Annotated in this window: 20 protein-coding genes; 11 read left to right on the forward strand and 9 right to left on the reverse strand. The window is 35.4% G+C overall.

Annotated elements, in window-relative coordinates; genetic code table 11:
- Positions 1-63: 63 nt before the first annotated feature.
- The 3 genes from DN389_RS07660 to DN389_RS07670 are packed head-to-tail and all read right to left on the reverse strand — an operon-like array spanning position 64 to position 3,016.
- Positions 64-1,215 carry an ABC transporter permease gene (locus tag DN389_RS07660; protein WP_438264003.1) on the reverse strand — a complete coding sequence of 384 codons (1,152 nt, stop codon included), beginning with the start codon at positions 1,213-1,215 and terminating at the stop codon, positions 64-66.
- A gap of 26 nt (positions 1,216-1,241) precedes the next feature.
- A complete protein-coding gene (locus DN389_RS07665; protein WP_000609098.1) occupies positions 1,242-1,916 on the reverse strand; it encodes an ABC transporter ATP-binding protein in 675 nt (224 codons plus the stop codon).
- Positions 1,913-3,016, reverse strand: coding sequence for an efflux RND transporter periplasmic adaptor subunit (locus tag DN389_RS07670; RefSeq protein WP_060487604.1), 1,104 nt, complete (start codon positions 3,014-3,016; stop codon positions 1,913-1,915). The genes DN389_RS07665 and DN389_RS07670 overlap by 4 nt, the downstream gene beginning before the upstream one ends.
- A 211-nt stretch (positions 3,017-3,227) precedes the next feature.
- On the opposite strand from DN389_RS07670, the gene DN389_RS07675 reads away from it, so the two are divergent.
- The 3 genes from DN389_RS07675 to DN389_RS07685 all read left to right on the forward strand — a co-directional run bounded on the left by DN389_RS07675 (position 3,228) and on the right by DN389_RS07685 (position 5,926).
- Entirely contained in the window at positions 3,228-3,962 is a 735-nt protein-coding gene (locus tag DN389_RS07675; RefSeq protein ID WP_087985789.1) for a YwaF family protein, read from the forward strand.
- 91 nt (positions 3,963-4,053) lie between these two features.
- Positions 4,054-4,920, forward strand: a complete 867-nt coding sequence (locus tag DN389_RS07680; protein WP_141555591.1) for an ABC transporter permease subunit — start codon at positions 4,054-4,056, stop codon at positions 4,918-4,920.
- 1 nt (position 4,921) lies between these two features.
- On the forward strand, positions 4,922-5,926 hold the full coding sequence (locus DN389_RS07685; protein WP_098190531.1) for an ABC transporter permease: 1,005 nt from the start codon (positions 4,922-4,924) through the stop codon (positions 5,924-5,926).
- A 44-nt stretch (positions 5,927-5,970) separates the two neighbouring features.
- On the opposite strand, the gene brnQ2 is transcribed toward DN389_RS07685, so the two are convergent.
- From brnQ2 to DN389_RS07705, 4 genes are all read right to left on the reverse strand, one after another.
- Positions 5,971-7,287: a branched-chain amino acid transport system II carrier protein BrnQ2 gene (gene brnQ2, locus DN389_RS07690; protein WP_060487607.1), complete on the reverse strand. Its 1,317-nt coding sequence runs from the start codon at positions 7,285-7,287 to the stop codon at positions 5,971-5,973.
- Positions 7,288-7,504: 217 nt separating this feature from the next.
- Positions 7,505-8,074: a spore coat protein CotJC gene (cotJC, locus tag DN389_RS07695; protein WP_000265275.1), complete on the reverse strand. Its 570-nt coding sequence runs from the start codon at positions 8,072-8,074 to the stop codon at positions 7,505-7,507.
- A 12-nt stretch (positions 8,075-8,086) separates the two neighbouring features.
- The gene (locus tag DN389_RS07700; RefSeq protein ID WP_000194492.1) at positions 8,087-8,350 is read right to left on the reverse strand and encodes a spore coat protein CotJB; all 264 of its coding nucleotides are present in this window, start codon (positions 8,348-8,350) and stop codon (positions 8,087-8,089) included.
- Between the two features lie 8 nt (positions 8,351-8,358).
- Positions 8,359-8,574: a spore coat associated protein CotJA gene (locus tag DN389_RS07705; RefSeq protein ID WP_149236990.1), complete on the reverse strand. Its 216-nt coding sequence runs from the start codon at positions 8,572-8,574 to the stop codon at positions 8,359-8,361.
- A gap of 48 nt (positions 8,575-8,622) precedes the next feature.
- On the opposite strand from DN389_RS07705, the gene DN389_RS07710 reads away from it, so the two are divergent.
- Together DN389_RS07710 and DN389_RS07715 are read left to right on the forward strand one after the other, a co-directional pair.
- The gene (locus DN389_RS07710; RefSeq protein WP_097857980.1) at positions 8,623-9,036 is read left to right on the forward strand and encodes a VOC family protein; all 414 of its coding nucleotides are present in this window, start codon (positions 8,623-8,625) and stop codon (positions 9,034-9,036) included.
- Positions 9,037-9,050: 14 nt separating this feature from the next.
- Positions 9,051-9,830, forward strand: a complete 780-nt coding sequence (locus DN389_RS07715) for a DUF2935 domain-containing protein (RefSeq protein WP_060487609.1) — start codon at positions 9,051-9,053, stop codon at positions 9,828-9,830.
- Between the two features lie 17 nt (positions 9,831-9,847).
- Here DN389_RS07715 and ku read toward each other — a convergent pair whose 3' ends face one another.
- Positions 9,848-10,660, reverse strand: a complete 813-nt coding sequence (gene ku, locus DN389_RS07720) for a non-homologous end joining protein Ku (RefSeq protein ID WP_060487610.1) — start codon at positions 10,658-10,660, stop codon at positions 9,848-9,850.
- 351 nt (positions 10,661-11,011) lie between these two features.
- Between ku and DN389_RS07725 the strand changes: the two genes are divergently transcribed.
- The 4 genes from DN389_RS07725 to DN389_RS07740 all read left to right on the forward strand — a co-directional run bounded on the left by DN389_RS07725 (position 11,012) and on the right by DN389_RS07740 (position 12,742).
- On the forward strand, positions 11,012-11,293 hold the full coding sequence (locus DN389_RS07725) for a YkvA family protein (RefSeq protein ID WP_098190532.1): 282 nt from the start codon (positions 11,012-11,014) through the stop codon (positions 11,291-11,293).
- Between the two features lie 11 nt (positions 11,294-11,304).
- Positions 11,305-11,910, forward strand: a complete 606-nt coding sequence (locus DN389_RS07730) for a DedA family protein (protein WP_046957258.1) — start codon at positions 11,305-11,307, stop codon at positions 11,908-11,910.
- Positions 11,911-12,008: 98 nt separating this feature from the next.
- Positions 12,009-12,377: a DUF3992 domain-containing protein gene (locus tag DN389_RS07735; protein WP_001277546.1), complete on the forward strand. Its 369-nt coding sequence runs from the start codon at positions 12,009-12,011 to the stop codon at positions 12,375-12,377.
- 20 nt (positions 12,378-12,397) lie between these two features.
- Positions 12,398-12,742, forward strand: a complete 345-nt coding sequence (locus tag DN389_RS07740; RefSeq protein WP_000525810.1) for a DUF3992 domain-containing protein — start codon at positions 12,398-12,400, stop codon at positions 12,740-12,742.
- A gap of 57 nt (positions 12,743-12,799) precedes the next feature.
- Here DN389_RS07740 and DN389_RS07745 read toward each other — a convergent pair whose 3' ends face one another.
- The gene (locus DN389_RS07745) at positions 12,800-13,183 is read right to left on the reverse strand and encodes an S-Ena type endospore appendage (RefSeq protein ID WP_370512816.1); all 384 of its coding nucleotides are present in this window, start codon (positions 13,181-13,183) and stop codon (positions 12,800-12,802) included.
- Here DN389_RS07745 and DN389_RS29140 point away from each other — a divergent pair.
- Both DN389_RS29140 and DN389_RS07750 read left to right on the forward strand, forming a co-directional pair.
- Positions 13,068-13,316: a hypothetical protein gene (locus DN389_RS29140; RefSeq protein WP_306651601.1), complete on the forward strand. Its 249-nt coding sequence runs from the start codon at positions 13,068-13,070 to the stop codon at positions 13,314-13,316. The two genes, DN389_RS07745 and DN389_RS29140, sit on opposite strands and share 116 nt — an antisense overlap.
- Positions 13,317-13,577: 261 nt before the next feature.
- Positions 13,578-16,040, forward strand: a complete 2,463-nt coding sequence (locus DN389_RS07750) for a LamG-like jellyroll fold domain-containing protein (RefSeq protein ID WP_149236992.1) — start codon at positions 13,578-13,580, stop codon at positions 16,038-16,040.
- The last annotated feature ends 18 nt before the right edge of the window (positions 16,041-16,058 follow it).

Genomic DNA, 16,058 nt, shown 5'->3' on the forward strand with positions numbered 1-16,058 from the left:
CTTACTGCCCATTAAAGCGGGATAAATAAAAAGCGTAGGAGTGTAAACTCCTACGCTTTTTATTTATTCATATCGTAAACATTCAATTGGATCCAGTTTTGCAGCTTTGTTAGCTGGAAGTAAACCGAATATAATACCGATTAACATGGAGATACCTACTGCAAGAAGTCCAAGTTCTTTTGAGACAACGAGTGGCCATCCAGCAAAGATTGAGACGATCCAAGCGAAGAAGATACCGAGCATGAATCCGATGAAACCACCGAGTCCTGTTAAAATACAAGATTCGATTAAGAATTGTGTTAACACTTTACCGCGAGTTGCACCAAGTGCTTTACGAATACCAATCTCACGTGTACGTTCTGTTACAGATACAAGCATAATGTTCATTACACCGATACCACCAACAAGTAAGGAAATAGCGGCAATACCACCGAATACCATCTTCATCATACCGATTGATTCATCTAATTGCTTCGTAAATTCACCTAAGTCCTGTGCTTCGAATTTATGCTCAAATTTAGGAGCTTTCATTTCATTTAAAACAGAAACGGCTTGTTTTTCTACACTTTTACGCTCTGTCGGAGAGGTCATTGTTAATCTTACAGAGTCATACTCATTTACTCCTGAAATGACAGGCGCGTTTTCAAGTGATGTGTAACCTTCAGGCATAGGCATTCCGAAGTCGTTTTTCGTTTCGTATACACCGACTATTTTATACGGCTTTCCTTTTATATCTGTGTATTGACTTGATTCCCAACCACTAAATAATTTGTTGAAAGCTTCTTCATTTAATATAACAGCAGGGATTGCTTGGTTTAATTCACTGTCGTTTAATTCACGACCGTGAACTAATTTTATTTTCGAATCTGTCATAAAGGCGCCTGTTCCACCTTTTAAATCAAGATTTACATCTTTTGAACCAGCAGATGCTTTTACTTTCATACTTACATCAGGATACACATCTTTAACGCCTGGTACAGTTTGCAGACGGTTTAGCATATCAGCTGTAATTTTGGCATTATCTGTTCCATAGTCAGGATTGTTGTAGTAAATCGTTACTTCGTTATCTTTTCCTTGGCCTAACTCTTTTTTAAACTTTGCGTTAGTACCATCACCCATTGAAATGATAGTAATAATGGCACTAATACCGATAATAATTCCTAGCATCGTTAAGATAGAACGCATTTTATGGGCAAAGATAGAGGAAAGGGCCATGCGTATATTTTCACTCGTGTTCAAAATTAACCTCTCCAATCTTGGACGATATTTCCGTCACGAATTACAATTTGGCGTGCTGCTGCTTCCCCAATTTCACGATCGTGGGTAATCATAATGATTGTTGAGCCTTGTTTGTTTAATTCGTAAAAGAGATCCATAATTTGTGTACTTGTTTTCGTATCAAGTGCTCCTGTCGGTTCATCGGCTAAAATGAACTTTGGATTATTTACGATTGCACGTGCGACTGCGACACGCTGTTTTTGTCCACCTGATAATTCGTTCGGTAGGTGAGTAGCACGATCAGCTAAACCTACTTTTGTTAAAGCGGCTAATGAGCGCTCGCGTCTTTCTTTTTTATCGACTCCAGCGTAAATAAGAGGTAGCTCTACATTTTGAAGTGCTGTAAGTCTCGGTAATAACATGAAGTTTTGGAATACGAACCCAATCTCTTTATTACGAACGCGTGCAAGTTCTGTCTCAGACATGTTTGAAATATTTTGACCAGCTAGTTCATACGCACCTGTCGTTGGTTTATCTAAGCAACCGATAATGTTCATTAATGTTGATTTACCAGAACCAGATGGTCCCATAATAGAAGTGAATTCTCCTTGGTTCAGTGTTACGTCAATGCCGTGTAATATTTGAACGGATTCTGCCCCATTTTGGAAAGATTTCGTGATGCCTTTTAAGTTAATCATCGGGCGACGACCTCCATACCATCTTTTAAGTCTTTTTCAGGTTTAGAGATAATTTGTTCTCCTTTTTTCACTCCAGAAACTTTCGCTTCGCTATCAGTCTCGAATTCAACAGTAACTGCTTGTTCTTTCGCTTTACCGTCTTTTACAACGAAGACAATATTTTTGTCACCTTTTTTCACGATGCTGCTTTTCGGAACAATCGTACCAGTTGCTTCGCCAGATTTACTTGTTACGTAAACGTGGAAGCCGTTTTGTAATTCTTCACTATTATCTAATGTGACAGTGAATTGATAGTTAGAAACTGTTTTGTTTTCATCCATGCTCTTTAATGGTGTAGAACCGATTTCTGTTACTTTTCCTGTCCAAGTCTTACCAGCGACAGTTTTTGAGGAAACAGTTACTTCTTGCCCGACTTTCATACTAGCAAGCTCATATTCAGAAAGTTGACCTTTTACTTTAAATGGCCCAGCGTGGCGAAGTGTAATGCCGCTCATACCTGTTTTTTCATCAGCAGTTTTCACGATATCATCAATTACGCCATCAGCAGGACTTGTTACAGAAAGTGTGTTTACTTTCTCTTTTGCTGCTTTAATCATTTCATCAGATTTTTCAACTTCAAACTTTTTCATTTCAAGTTGCGATTCTAATTGTTGCACTTCGACTTCCGATGCTTTTAATGCTTCAGCGGGAAGGCCTGCATTTTTATCTTTTTGTAATTTTTGTTTCGCTGCATCAATTTGCTTTTGGAACAATGTTACTTCTTTTTGTGCGATTTTCTTTTGCATTTCTGCTTCTGTTACACCTTGTTTCGCAGTAGGGTCATTATATTTAAAAAGGAGTTGACCTTTTTTTACTTCATCACCTTTTTTTACAGCTAATTCATACGTACCTTTTGTTGGATCAAATGAAATTGTTTCGATGCCGTTTGGAATGACTTCACCGCCAAATTTTTGCGCGTTTTCAATTTGTTTTTCTGTTACTTTATATCCGCTATATGCCATTGCTACTTCTGAACCGCCGCCAGCAAATGCAAAATATGATCCAGCTGCAATACCGATTGCTACTACACTAGTAATTAACACTTTATTTTTCTTCTTCATCTATTTATCACCTTTTCGTTCGTTTTAGTATCTACATTAAGTATAGAAGAGGTGAAGAATCTGACAAATCGTTTTAGCTTACAATAACCTTACAGTTTTGTAAGGTATGAATATGTAAATGTAAGGTAGATCTTGTCCTAGTGTAAGCAAATGAATTGACTCGTCGTTTCTTTCTTACAATAATATTGTATGAAAGAGAGGAGGAGGGAAGATGGAAGCTTATTTTAGTGCGCATCCATTAAAACCATTTATTCCATACTCAAGGCAACACGTCCTTATATTATTTATTATGTTGGTGGGGATATTTTTTCTGTATCAATACCAAGATATATTACGGCAAAGTGAGTGGAATATAACGGTTCGATATGCGATTGCATTTTTATTTGTTGGGAGTGAAATTGGGCTCCATATGTGGGAATGGAAAGCGGGGATTTTTGAACTAGGCACTTCATTACCATTTGAGCTATGTACGATTAGTTTATTGTTAGCATCGATTATGATTGTAACGAAAAGTTACCGCATATATGAGATTGTATTTTTTACAGGGATTATCGGTGCATCACAAGCTATTTTAACGCCGAACGTGCAATATGCTTTTCCACATTTTCGCTTTATAGAATTCTTCGCTGCACATGTATTACTCATTTGGGCACCACTCTTTATGACGTGGGTAGAAGGATATAGACCGACCTTGCAATCAATTAAGCGTACGATGATATTTTTAAACATAATAATTCCAATCGTTTCTTTTGTGAACTACAAAACAGGTGGCAATTATATGTTTTTAGCTCGTAAGCCAGAAACTGCTTCATTACTTGATATGTTAGGGCCGCACCCTTACTATATTATTTCATTAGAAATAGCTGCGCTTATTGGATGTTTTATTTTGTATATGCCATTTGCGAAAAGAGAAGGGCATGCGCATAAAGAATCACTAGGATCGTAACCTAGTGATTTTTTTATGTATAAATATTTACAATTCAGAAAATTAAGAATAAAATTAAAGGGGTAAATTATATAGAGAGAGAAGGGAAAACGTGGTCAAAAAAGTTTTTCTGAATGGGATGGAAGTGACGGTTCAATTTATTATTTCGATTTTGGGTATTATTTGTTTAGGGGCACTGCCAAAGTTGTTTTACGGATTTGAGCTGCATGCATCACAGTACATAAAGAGTTTACAAGAAGTGTTTGTGAATTTAATGGACATCTCCAATTTTAAATATGTGGGAGATAAATTTTTATTTCCGCAGTTGTTTGTCCATTATAAAGAAACAATTGTTATATTTTTAGCTGCTTTTTTCATTTCATTATTTGTAGCATTTTGTATTGTTTATGTCATTATGAGTAGTTCACCTCGTATACAACATCGTATTAAATCATTTCTTATCTTCCTAGAATCTATTCCAGACATTTTACTTATTTTAGTATCGCAAATTTTAGTTGTATGGGTTTTTAAACAAACAGGCTTTTTACCTTTTCAAATTGCGTCAATCGGAGGCGAGTCGATTAGAGGATTGCCGATATTTTGTTTGAGTATACCGACTACGATTCTGTTTGTAAAAATGTTAGTGCTTCGTTTCGAAAATGAGCTAGAAAAAGATTATGTACTATTTGCTAAGGCGAAAGGGCTGGGGCGCTTTCATATTTTAAATCGTCATATTTTACGAAATGTGTTGCTTAGTACACTATTCTTTGCGAAAACGAATATCTTTTTTATGTTATCTAATTTATATATTATAGAATGGATTTTTAATACGGGTGGTATTTTTATGTTTTTGAAATCGTATGCAGGTATTAGGATTGAGGTTTTCATCGTTAGTGTGCTGCTTATTTATATTCCAATTTTTATTTTGTTTAAATTGTTTCATTATTTCATTCCAGCTGCGATGAAGGAGAGACTATAATATGTGGACGTATATAAAACGTGATAAAAGATTTTGGATAAGCATTGGGTTTCTTCTCATATTAGTTCTTTTGAGCATCGGAAATACGATATGGAATGATGGACATATTAGACAAGTTACATTGCAATATGATGCGGATGAAAATCCACAAGTACCACCGTTTTCACCTTCATTCCAATTTTTACTTGGGACAGACCGGAAAGGATACGATTTGTTACATTTAGTCATTGAAGGTGCGAAGTGGACAATTGGTATATCTATTTTAATTGCGGCACTTAGAATGGTGATAGGTGTGTTTTTCGGTGTCGTACTCGGAACATATGTAAAAAGAGGTTTTTCAAAAATTGAGGCTTTTTTTGATAGTTTTACAGTTATTCCAACAGTTATGATTGCATATTTTTTTCTTCAATCTGCAAATGCATTTGGGAGTGGAGAGGAAACAACAACCTTTTTTGAAAGGGCTTCGTTTCAAGTTTTATTACTTGTAATGCTTGTGATGCCAGTTATTGCACTGTATGTTGCGAAGGAAGTCCGTAAGTTGAGAACCGAAGAATTTATTGAAGCTGCGTACATATTGGGTGGATCGAGAAGGCACATTGTTATAAAGCATATTTTCCCGCATCTCTATATGACGTTTATACTTGTATTTTTTCAGCAGTTTACGCAAACTCTTACTATTTTACTCCACTTAGGATTACTTGAAGTGTTCTTTGGTGGAACTGTTACGTTTGGTGGATATATAAAAGAGGTGGAATCTTATACACATGAATGGTCAGGTTTAATTGGAGTCTATTTTAGATCATTAACAGTGAATCCGTGGATCCCGCTCGTTCCCATTACATTTTTTGGACTTACTATTTTTTCAGGAAATATGATTGTAAAAAGTATAGAAGAGGCGATGATGAAAGTAAGGTTAGGAGGAGAGATAAAGAAGGACATTGTAGAAGAGGAACAATCTGCTGTACAGTCAAAAGAAGAGTTATTTACTTTTAAACATACGATGTGAAGAGAAAAAGAAGCAAGCACGGATTTCATGCTTGCTTCTTTTCTTTATTTTGTAGAAACTTCACCTTCAGCTTCTGTTTGCGGAATAAAGTATCCAATTATACCACCGATGATTGCTGGAATAATCCAGCCGATTCCTAAGTTGTAAAAAGGAATGGTGTGTACGATATTAGCGATAAAACTTGGTATCATTCCCACATTATCCAGTGCATGAATACAGCTAATAATGAATGCTGCGATCATTGCTCCGATGTAGACAGAAGGTTTACGTTTCGTATATTTATCAATAAATGATACGAAAATTAAAATGATTGTAATTGGATATAAAATAATTAATACAGGTAATGTAATTTTGATTAATAAACTTAATCCTAAGTTTGAAATCACGAAGCTAAAAATACAAACGTATAGTACGAGCTTTTTGTAAGAAACGTTTGTTAATACTGTTGCAAAATAGTTGGCGAATGCACTTACAACACCAATGGCTGTCGTTAAACAAGCGAAAATAATGGCGATGCTTAATAAAACATTACCGCTTGTCCCAAAGAATTGGTACATAACAGTAGCTAATAGTTGACCACCGTTCTCGAATTGTCCTAAGTTGCCGTTTGAAGCGCCGATATAACCAAGTAAGAAATAAACAATTGTTAAGAATAAGGCTGCAATGCTTCCGCAAATAATTGTATATTTCGCAATTGATTTCTTCTCTTGTATACCGTTTTGGCGAATTGCATTTACAACAATTGTTGATAATACGAGAGCACCGATTGCATCTAACGTTAAAAATCCTTCAAGAAATCCTTTGAAAAATGGAATTTCTTTATAGTCACCAATAGGTTCTGCAAACGTTCCTGGTGAAAGAATCGCTTTTGTTGCCATAATTGCAATAATTCCAAGTAAAATTGGCGTTAATATTTTTCCGATATGATCTACTAATTTTGATGGATTTAATGATAAGAAGTAAACGACTGTAAAGAAAATCGCACTAAAGATTAACATAGAGTACCATTGGTCCGGGAAAAGTGGTGCAATCCCAATTTCGTAAGATACAGATCCAGTTCGTGGAATAACAAATAGTGGGCCGATTGAAAGATAAATAATGATAGCAAATATTGCTGCGAATTTTGGATGAACACGGCTTGCTAAAGTGTTAAAACTACCACCGGCAAGGGCAACAGCGACGATAGCTAGTAAAGATAAACCGACGTCTGTAATAATAAATCCTGTAATGGAGACCCACATATTTTCTCCGGAAGAAAGACCGAGAAGGGGCGGAAAAATCATATTACCAGCACCGAAGAAAACTGCGAATAGTAATAAACTAATCGAAAGTATTTGCGCTGGCTTTAAAGTTGTACGCATATAAAGAAAATCCTCCTAATGAGTATTTTTGTCGAAAATTCAAATAATTTGTCGAGTAACTGTTACTATTTTAAAGGTCTGATGACTAGAAAGCAATAGGGAATTTTGAAAATATTAAAAAATAATACATTAAATCGAATAAATATACTATTTATATCTTTAATAGGAAGGATTTAACTTTTAACGTAAAAAAACACATATCACTAGGATACGTGTTTTAAAAAAATATTTTTTTATCACGTTCTTCTTTTAAAATTTCAACTGCTTCTCGGAAACGTTGTGAATGGACAATTTCTCGTTCACGTAAGAAGCGTAGGCTGTCATTTATATCTGGATCATCTGATAAGTTAATGAGCCATTGATATGTTGCGCGTGCTTTTTCTTCAGCTGCGATATCCTCGTATAGATCGGCAATTGGATCACCTTTAGCCTGTATATAGGTTGCAGTAAAGGGAACACCAGCAGCATTATGGTAATGAAGTGCACTATCATGATCAACATAATGAGGATCAAGTCCAGCGGCTTTCATTTGTTCAGGAGTTGCATCTTTCGTTAGTTTATAAACCATCGTAGCAATCATTTCAAGGTGAGCAAATTCTTCTGTACCAATATCAGTAAGTAGGCCAATGACTTTATCAGGAATTGTATAACGTTGATTTAAGTAACGTAGTGCAGCAGCTAGCTCGCCATCTGCACCGCCATATTGCTCAATTAATAATTTTGCAAGTGCTGGATTGCAAGTTCCCACTTTAACTGGGTATTGTAATTTCTTTTCATAAATCCACATAGTTTCTCTCCTTTATATTTGCCATGGCCAAGGACCTTTGCTCCATTCCCAAGGAGCATTGGAATAGCTGTTTCCAAACTGTTGGAGTGGCCCGTATTTTTCTTCCATCTTTTGTTTTAATACTCGCCGTTTATAGGAAAAATCATTAAATTGATTAATCGCAGCGGTGTCATCTGGATGTGTATCTAAATAAAGAGTGAGTTCAACTAGTACAAAGTCCAGCTCTTGAAGCTCCAGTAAAAGCTGATAGTATTCTTCTGGTAGCGATTGAGTCACGTCAGTAGTCACCGCCCTTTTTTATAAGGATTTTCATAATAGTCATAAAAAACAGGCCATAAAGTCCCTTTTTGCAATGCTTCTTTTGGCGTGAATTGTGGTAAGTTTGGCGGTTGAAAGCCTAAAAATAAATTAGGAGGAGTAGAATAATATTTTTTTCTGATAGGAGGACAAGGGTCGAGAGGACTATGATAGGGCACGAATGATCTCATATATTTATTCACGAATAAACCTCCTTAAATGTTCATTACTACGTATTGTATTCAGACATAATGAGCATTTATGACACATATAAAAAAGTAATAAGTACAGGGGGAATGAATGTGGAGAATGTAAAGAATTTAATTGTGTTAGAAGTAAAGAACTTAAAGGAAACTCTGTATTTTTACGAAGGGATTTTAGGAATAACACCTAGTTCAGAGAGGCCGCAATTAGATATTACAGGGGTTTGGTATGATACCGATTCAACGAGAATTAGTTTTGTTATGAATCGCAGTTTGGGAGGACGTGAGAAGAGTGTTACGGACTCAGTTGATGTTCTAACGTTTTCAATTTCTAACATAGAGAATGTAAAGAAGAGGTTAGTATTTTATAAAATTGCATATACAGAAAACAAAAGTGAGAAAAGTATTGTAGTACAAGACCCAGATGGATATAAACTTCAAGTGGTAGATAAGGATGAATAAACGGAGGGGATTTAGTGGAGAGAAATTATGAAGAAAGTGCGTTGTTTGAGCATCAATTTTGGCTAAAGGTACTTACTGATCATGCACAATTTTTACTTGATGCATTAGCTCCGAAGGAAAAAGAGGATATAAAAAAAGCTACTTACTTTGTTGAAACATTTACGAACCTGTTAAATAAAGTTCGGAATGTGAATCTGATGGCATTCTCAAAAGAGGCAGAACAAGCTGCTAAGGAAATTCGGACGTTTAAATTAAGTATTATACAGAAGCAGTTGGAAGGGAAAATTACTATTCATTTTACACCAACTTTTATTAATCATATGGTAAACGAAGTGGAAGAGTATATAACGGTTTTAGAGTTTTTGAAGAAAGGGGAAGTTCCGCCTGTTTTTCATGAATTGCATTATCATCTCGTTTGGTTAACGGATGCGGCTGGTCATGCGGGCTCTATTTCTGGTGGGCTAGATCTTGTTGAAAAAAGATTAAAAGAGAAAAGCGAAGAATTTACGAAGCATTTTGAACAATTTTACTTAAAGGCAGTTGAGATGACTGGGTATTTACGAACGGAGCTTCATCATTTTCCAGCATTAAAGAAGTTTACAAAAGATGTTTCACTTGAATTGAAATTATTTTCGCATTTTTTACATGAAGTGGAAGAGCTGGAGTTATCGAATGAAATATTAAGTGCATTATCAGCTAGAATGGCAGATCATATGGCAAGAGAGGAATGTTATTACTTATTAAAATTAGCACAATCGTCTGGACTTGAAATGCCGAAATGTAATCCACTTTAAAGAACAAGAGGTCGATTTCATTTGGCCTCTTGTTCTTTTTTATTTCCTTTTTTTATTTTTGCTTGTTCAATACTTGCCTGTAATGTCTCCATAATATTAATGATGTTCGGAGCTGGAGAGATTGTTTCAGTTTTTTCCTGTTGTTCAATTTTATTTTCGATTAATTCGGTAAGGGCTTCTTTATACTCATCTGTATATACTTCTTGTTCAAAAGGGTTTGTAAGGTGGTGAATTAAATTGATTGCTGCGGTGAGTTCTTGTTTTTGGATAGGATAATTTTCGTTACTTGGTAAGTTAGGTGTATTTGTTATATCGCGAATTTCATTAGGATAGTGAATGGTTTGTAACATAAGCCCATCTTCAAAGTTACGGATAATCGCTAAATGTTGTTTTTTTCTAATAGAAATATGAATAAGCCCAAGTTTATTTGTACGTTCAAGAGCTTCTTTTAATAATAAATATGATTTTTCATATCCTGGGGTAGGACCTATAAAATAAGAGCGATCATAAAGAACAGAATCAATTTCGTTATTTTGGACAAAAGATATAATACGAATGGATCGTGGTTCGTGAGCTTTTTGCAACTCAGCTAATTCTTTTTCATCAATAATGATGTATTTATGAGGTGCGTATTCATAGGCTTTTACAATATCTTTATCATCGACTTCTTCATCCGTACAATCGGGAGCGAATTTTTTATATTTAATAGGTGTTAAGCATTCTTTATGGAGACTTAAAAACTTTATATCGTTTTCCTCTACGGCGCTATATAGTTTGATTCCTATATTTAATAATCCGAGTGAAAGTGCACCTTTCCATACGGTATGCAAATGAAATTTCTCCTTTCATTTAAAAGAATGAGTATGTATATTATTAGATAGTAAGAAATTTCCTATACGTTTATTTGTTTTTAATGAAGAGTAAGCAGAAGAGTTGAGACTTAAAATATATTGACAAGCCCTCTGAAATATTTTAATGTGAGTGTATAAAATTGTGTATAAAGGGGAGTAACTTATTACAGTAAAGTCGTCATTACAGGGAGAAACCCTCGGCTTTATTGGCAACGTTTCGTTGTTAGTGAGACCTTTACCAGCAATGGTAAAGGCCCCTTATTGTCTTTTTTAGGACCCTTACCATATTTGGTAGGGTCCTTTTCGTATACAAAGAGAGGAGAAATAAAAATGAAAAAACTTATTAGTAGATTAAGAGTTGTATTTCATGTTCGTCATTTCGTTCCATTCCTATTTGACTTTTTTACTTCAAAAGAGGTTTCAATAAAGAAGAAAATTTTATCTGTTGCTTTTTTAGTTGGGTATGTTGCGATGCCGCTTGATTTAATTCCAGACTTCCTGCCGTTTATCGGTATTTTAGATGATATTGGAATTGTGTTATTCATTTTGAACAGAATTGTAAAAATGGCGCCAGTGCAATTGCAAGAAAAGCATAACGTAAACGTAGGATAGGAGTTGAAAATATGGAGCAAATTATTTTAGATATAATCGAGTTTTTAAAGCAGTTTTCTTATTTTGGAGTTGTGTTAGCATTAACGTTTGAATTTATTCCAGCAGAAGTAGTTTTACCCATGGTTGGGTATTGGGTGTACGAGGGAGATATGAATTTTTGGCTAGCTGTATTAGCAGGGACACTTGGCGGAACGACAGGACCGTTAACTTTATATGCACTCGGTTATTACGGTGGTCGTCCTCTATTAATAAAGTACGGGAAATACTTCTTTATTAAAGAAGAACAAATTCAAAAAGCAGATGATTTCTTTGAGAAATATGGACCAGTTGTAGCATTTGTTGGACGCTTTGTGCCAGGGGTTCGAACGCTTATTTCTGTTCCATGTGGTATGGCAAAAATGAACATATGGAAATTTAGTATATATACATTTGTAGCAATGTTCCCGTTAACGACTTTGTATATTTATTTTGGGATGAAATTAGGTCCGCATTGGGCAAAAGCGGCGGATGTTGTTGGACAATATATGTTACCGATATTAGGAGGCGTTATTCTTATCGTTGCTAGTATCTTCGTCTATAAATATATGAAAAAAAGAAACAAAACGGAATCTATCTAGTCACATGAATATTTTTTGAAAATAGATGAATAGTACAGGCAAAAGACTCTGAGGGACATGCACATATAGGGAATATAAAAGAGAGAGGGGAAACAACTATGTCTTGTGAGTGCTCAGGGTCAGCATTGACTTGTTGTCCAGATAAAAATTATGTGCAAGATAAAGTGTGTAGTCCGTGGTCTGGTACTGTAGTTGCAACAGCAATTGATAATGTTCTCTATACAAATAATATTAACCAAAACGTAGTGGGGACTGGTTTTGTTAAATACGATGTTGGACCAGGACCAATTACTGTAGAGGCGCTTGATTCTGCTGGTACTGTAATAGATACACAAACATTAAATCCAGGAACGAGTATCGGGTTTACGTATCGTCGTTTTGATATTATACAAGTTGTATTACCTGCAACACCTGCTGGAACGTATCAGGGAGAATTTTGTATTACAACACGCTATCCACTTTCATAGCAGAATAGGAGAGGATCAAAATGGGAATGAGAAGTTCCAGTTTGTCTTGTTGTTCTAATAAAACGCTTGTACAAGATCAAGTATGTACAGACTGGTCTATTACAGGTGCTGGTACTCAAATTGTATATACAAATAATATCACGCAAGAAGTATATGGTTCAGGTTACGTGAAATATGATGTAGGTGCGGCTCCGATTACAGTTGATTTTTTAGTAGGTGCTACAGTAGTTGACACAATTACTGTACAACCACAAAGTAGTGGTACTTTCACTGTACGATATTTTACGAGTGTTCGAATTACTACAACAGGAACAACTGTTAATCAAGGTGAGTTTTGTATTACAGTACGTTATCCGATTTCATAAAAAAGCATACCGTAAATGGTATGCTTTTTTAATTAAGAAAGTAATGAAATTGGTATTCTATAAGCAGCATGTAAATTGGCAACAGTACTTGCCTTCTAAATATAGTGAAGGATTATTTTGTATATTAGTAATACTGACTGACTGTAAGTCTTTTCCTGTGTACGATATTGTATTACCAGGAAACACAGTGAAAACATTAGTTGCTGCTCCAACGATTTGAATTGTAATTGCTTCTGTGTTGCTAGTACTATTGTAAACCGAGACATTACCTGATATAAGTAGTATTCCATCACTTTGCCACAGTATCATTGATTGTGATGCATCTTTGACAGAGGAGATGGTGTTATTCGTTATGAGGAAATTCCCTGCAAATTCATTAGTTACTCGCTCGCAACTTGGATTTGGAGGAGGGGGCGGTGGACAAGGGTCTGGACAAATGATAGATAAAGGAGCGAAACAGCCAATATTTTTTTGTTTCTTCAATACAACCCCTCCTTTTAAGTTGTCTTTTACTATTATTAAATGTAGAAGCATGGCCGATGTGTTAAAAAAAGAAGGAAATGTTAAAAATTAAGATTGTCTAATAGGCTTAAACCTTAACTTATCATTAGTGTTATAGAAAAGATTATATGTGAATCATCATAGGAAAAGAATGACCAGACTCTTTTAGACAAAAGGTGGTTGTATACAATAGTACGAGGAATGTTGGACTTAACTTATAATTAACTGTATATTTACAAAAATCTAATAAAATTCATTTGTTATTTAAACGGCATTAATATGTTTTAGATAAAATAGCCCTTGTAATGAATCAATTATTATGAGGAGGATTCACGTGGAAAGAACTATTTTACGAAAAGTAAAAGGCCTTATTGGATTATTAATGGTTTTTGTATTAGCGTTCGTATCATTTCCGTGGAGTACATCAGTCAAAGCGGAAGAGAAGAAGCAAGAAAAGGCACCAAGTGAGAAGAAGATCGTTTTTCCAGTCGTAAGTGATGTACATATTAAAAATAGTGGAACGGATGATACGTTTCGCTGGAAACGAGCAATCGAGCAACTTAATACACTTGCACCTAAACAAGATGCGTTCGTAATTGTGGGAGACTTTACTGATTCAGGATCGGTACAACAATATGATCGTTTCATGCAAGTATATAATGAAAATGCAAATAAAGATGCGGTACGAATGAATTCTCTAGGAAATCATGATTATTGGAACGGTTTATCTGTAGAAGGAGCGCAGAAGCGTTTCTTAGAAAAAACAGGTATGAAATCAATTTATTATCATAATGTGGTAAAGGGTTATCACTTCCTTGTTATGTCTCCAGAGGACGGGACAACTCACGGATATTATTCAGACAAACAAATTAATTGGTTAAAAGAAGAAATGGAAAAGGCACAAAAAGATGATCCAGAAAAGCCGATTTTCGTATTTTTACACCAACATATTAAAGATACAGTATACGGTAGCCAAGAATGGGGAACAAAAGATAGTGCGAAAATTAATGAGGTATTAAAACAATACCCACAAGTTATTACGTTTTCAGGTCATTCACATTATCCGTTAGATGATCCAAGATCGATTCATCAAAAAGACTTTACATCAGTTGGCACATCTTCAGTAAGTTATATGGAGGTTGAAGGTGGTAAAGTACAAGGAAATATCCCGTCAGGAGCTAGTACATTAAGCCAAGGTTTATTAGTAGAAGTAGATGATAAAGAAGTAACGATTAATCGCCGTGATTTCCATACAAATTCTTGGACAGGCGAGCCTTGGAAAATTAAATTACCATCAAAGAAAGACACATTTACACATGTAGAAGATCGTGATAAAGAAAAGCCATACTTTGCAAAAGATGCGAAGTTATCGGTATCCAATGTAACAGAAAATGCAGCAACAGTAACATTTATGCAAGCATTGGACAACCTTCTTGTTCATTCTTACCGTGTACAAGCGAGAGATAAGCAAACGGGAGAAATAAAGAATAAATTGTTAGCATTCTCAGAGTTTTATCGTGATCCAGTGCCGAAAGAACTGACATTTACGCTTGCAGGACTAGATGGTGGGAAAACATATACACTGGAAGTCGTTGCGATTGATTCATTCGGCAATGAAAGTGTACAACCATTAACGGCAGAAATTACTACAAAAAAAGATAATATTGACCCGAATGTGAAAGTACCAAAGGCGGATGTTTTTGATGTGAACTTTGCAGATGGTACATTTAAAGACAATTCATCATTTGGTACAAAAGGTGATGTTAAGGGTAATGTGACTATTGAATATGATAAAGCATTGAAAAAGAATGTTATGAAGCTAAACGGAAAAGCAAATACATTTGGATACCTTCCATTTTCAGCAGCACAAAAAGAGAAAGTAGCAAATACGTTTACGTTAGAAACTGTGTTTTCAATGAATGAAATTCGCGGACAAGGTATTTTGCAAAATACAGAGAGTGGCGGAATTGGTTTTGAATCTACAGGAAGTGGTTATGTAGAATTATGGGCTCATATTGGTGGAAGTTATAAACGTGTTGGCGTTCAATTAGAGGCTAATAAAACGTACCATTTAACAGGAACGTATAACGGAAGTGAAGTAGCAATTTACGTAGATGGTAAAAAAGTAAATAGCCAACCAGCTACAGGGAAAGTATATCACCCGAACGTACCATTTGCGCTTGGGGCAGACCCTGATAGTAATGGGAATGGTGGTATTCCGTTAAATGGACAAATTGCGCTTGCGAAATTATATAGTAAAGCGTTAAGTTCTTCAGAAGTATTAGCAGCGTATAATGAGTTTTCTAATCGTACAAAATTAGAGCAAGTAAACGCGTTATATGAAGAGCTTGGGAAAGTGAAAGAAATGTTAGCTGGTACGTATGAGTTTGGTGACAAACCAGGTCAATATTCAAAGGAAGCATTTCAAGCTTTAGAGAAAAGCTATAACACTGCAAAGCAAGCATTTGAAAATGTAGGAAGTACTGGAGAGCAAATCGTCCAAACGTACAACGAATTAAAAACAGCTAATGTAACATTTGTACAATCAAAAGTGGCAGAAGAACAACCGAAAACACTGAAAGAAAAATTACAAATCAATATTGAAACTGCAAAAGCAGTGGTGAAAAAAGCGCGAGCTGCAAATGTAACGGACGGTTCAGTGAAATCATTGAGTCAAAAAATTACAGTGGCAGAAGCTGTATTAAAAGATGCGAAAGTAAAAGATGCACAAGTAGAAACGATGAATCGTACGATAGAATATGCGATTTCACTCGTTGAAAAAAGCATAAGCAAATAAGAGAGAAGAAAAAGAAGC

This window comes from Bacillus sp. AY3-1 (assembly GCF_008368785.1).
Taxonomy (GTDB): Bacteria; Bacillota; Bacilli; order Bacillales; family Bacillaceae_G; genus Bacillus_A; species Bacillus_A wiedmannii.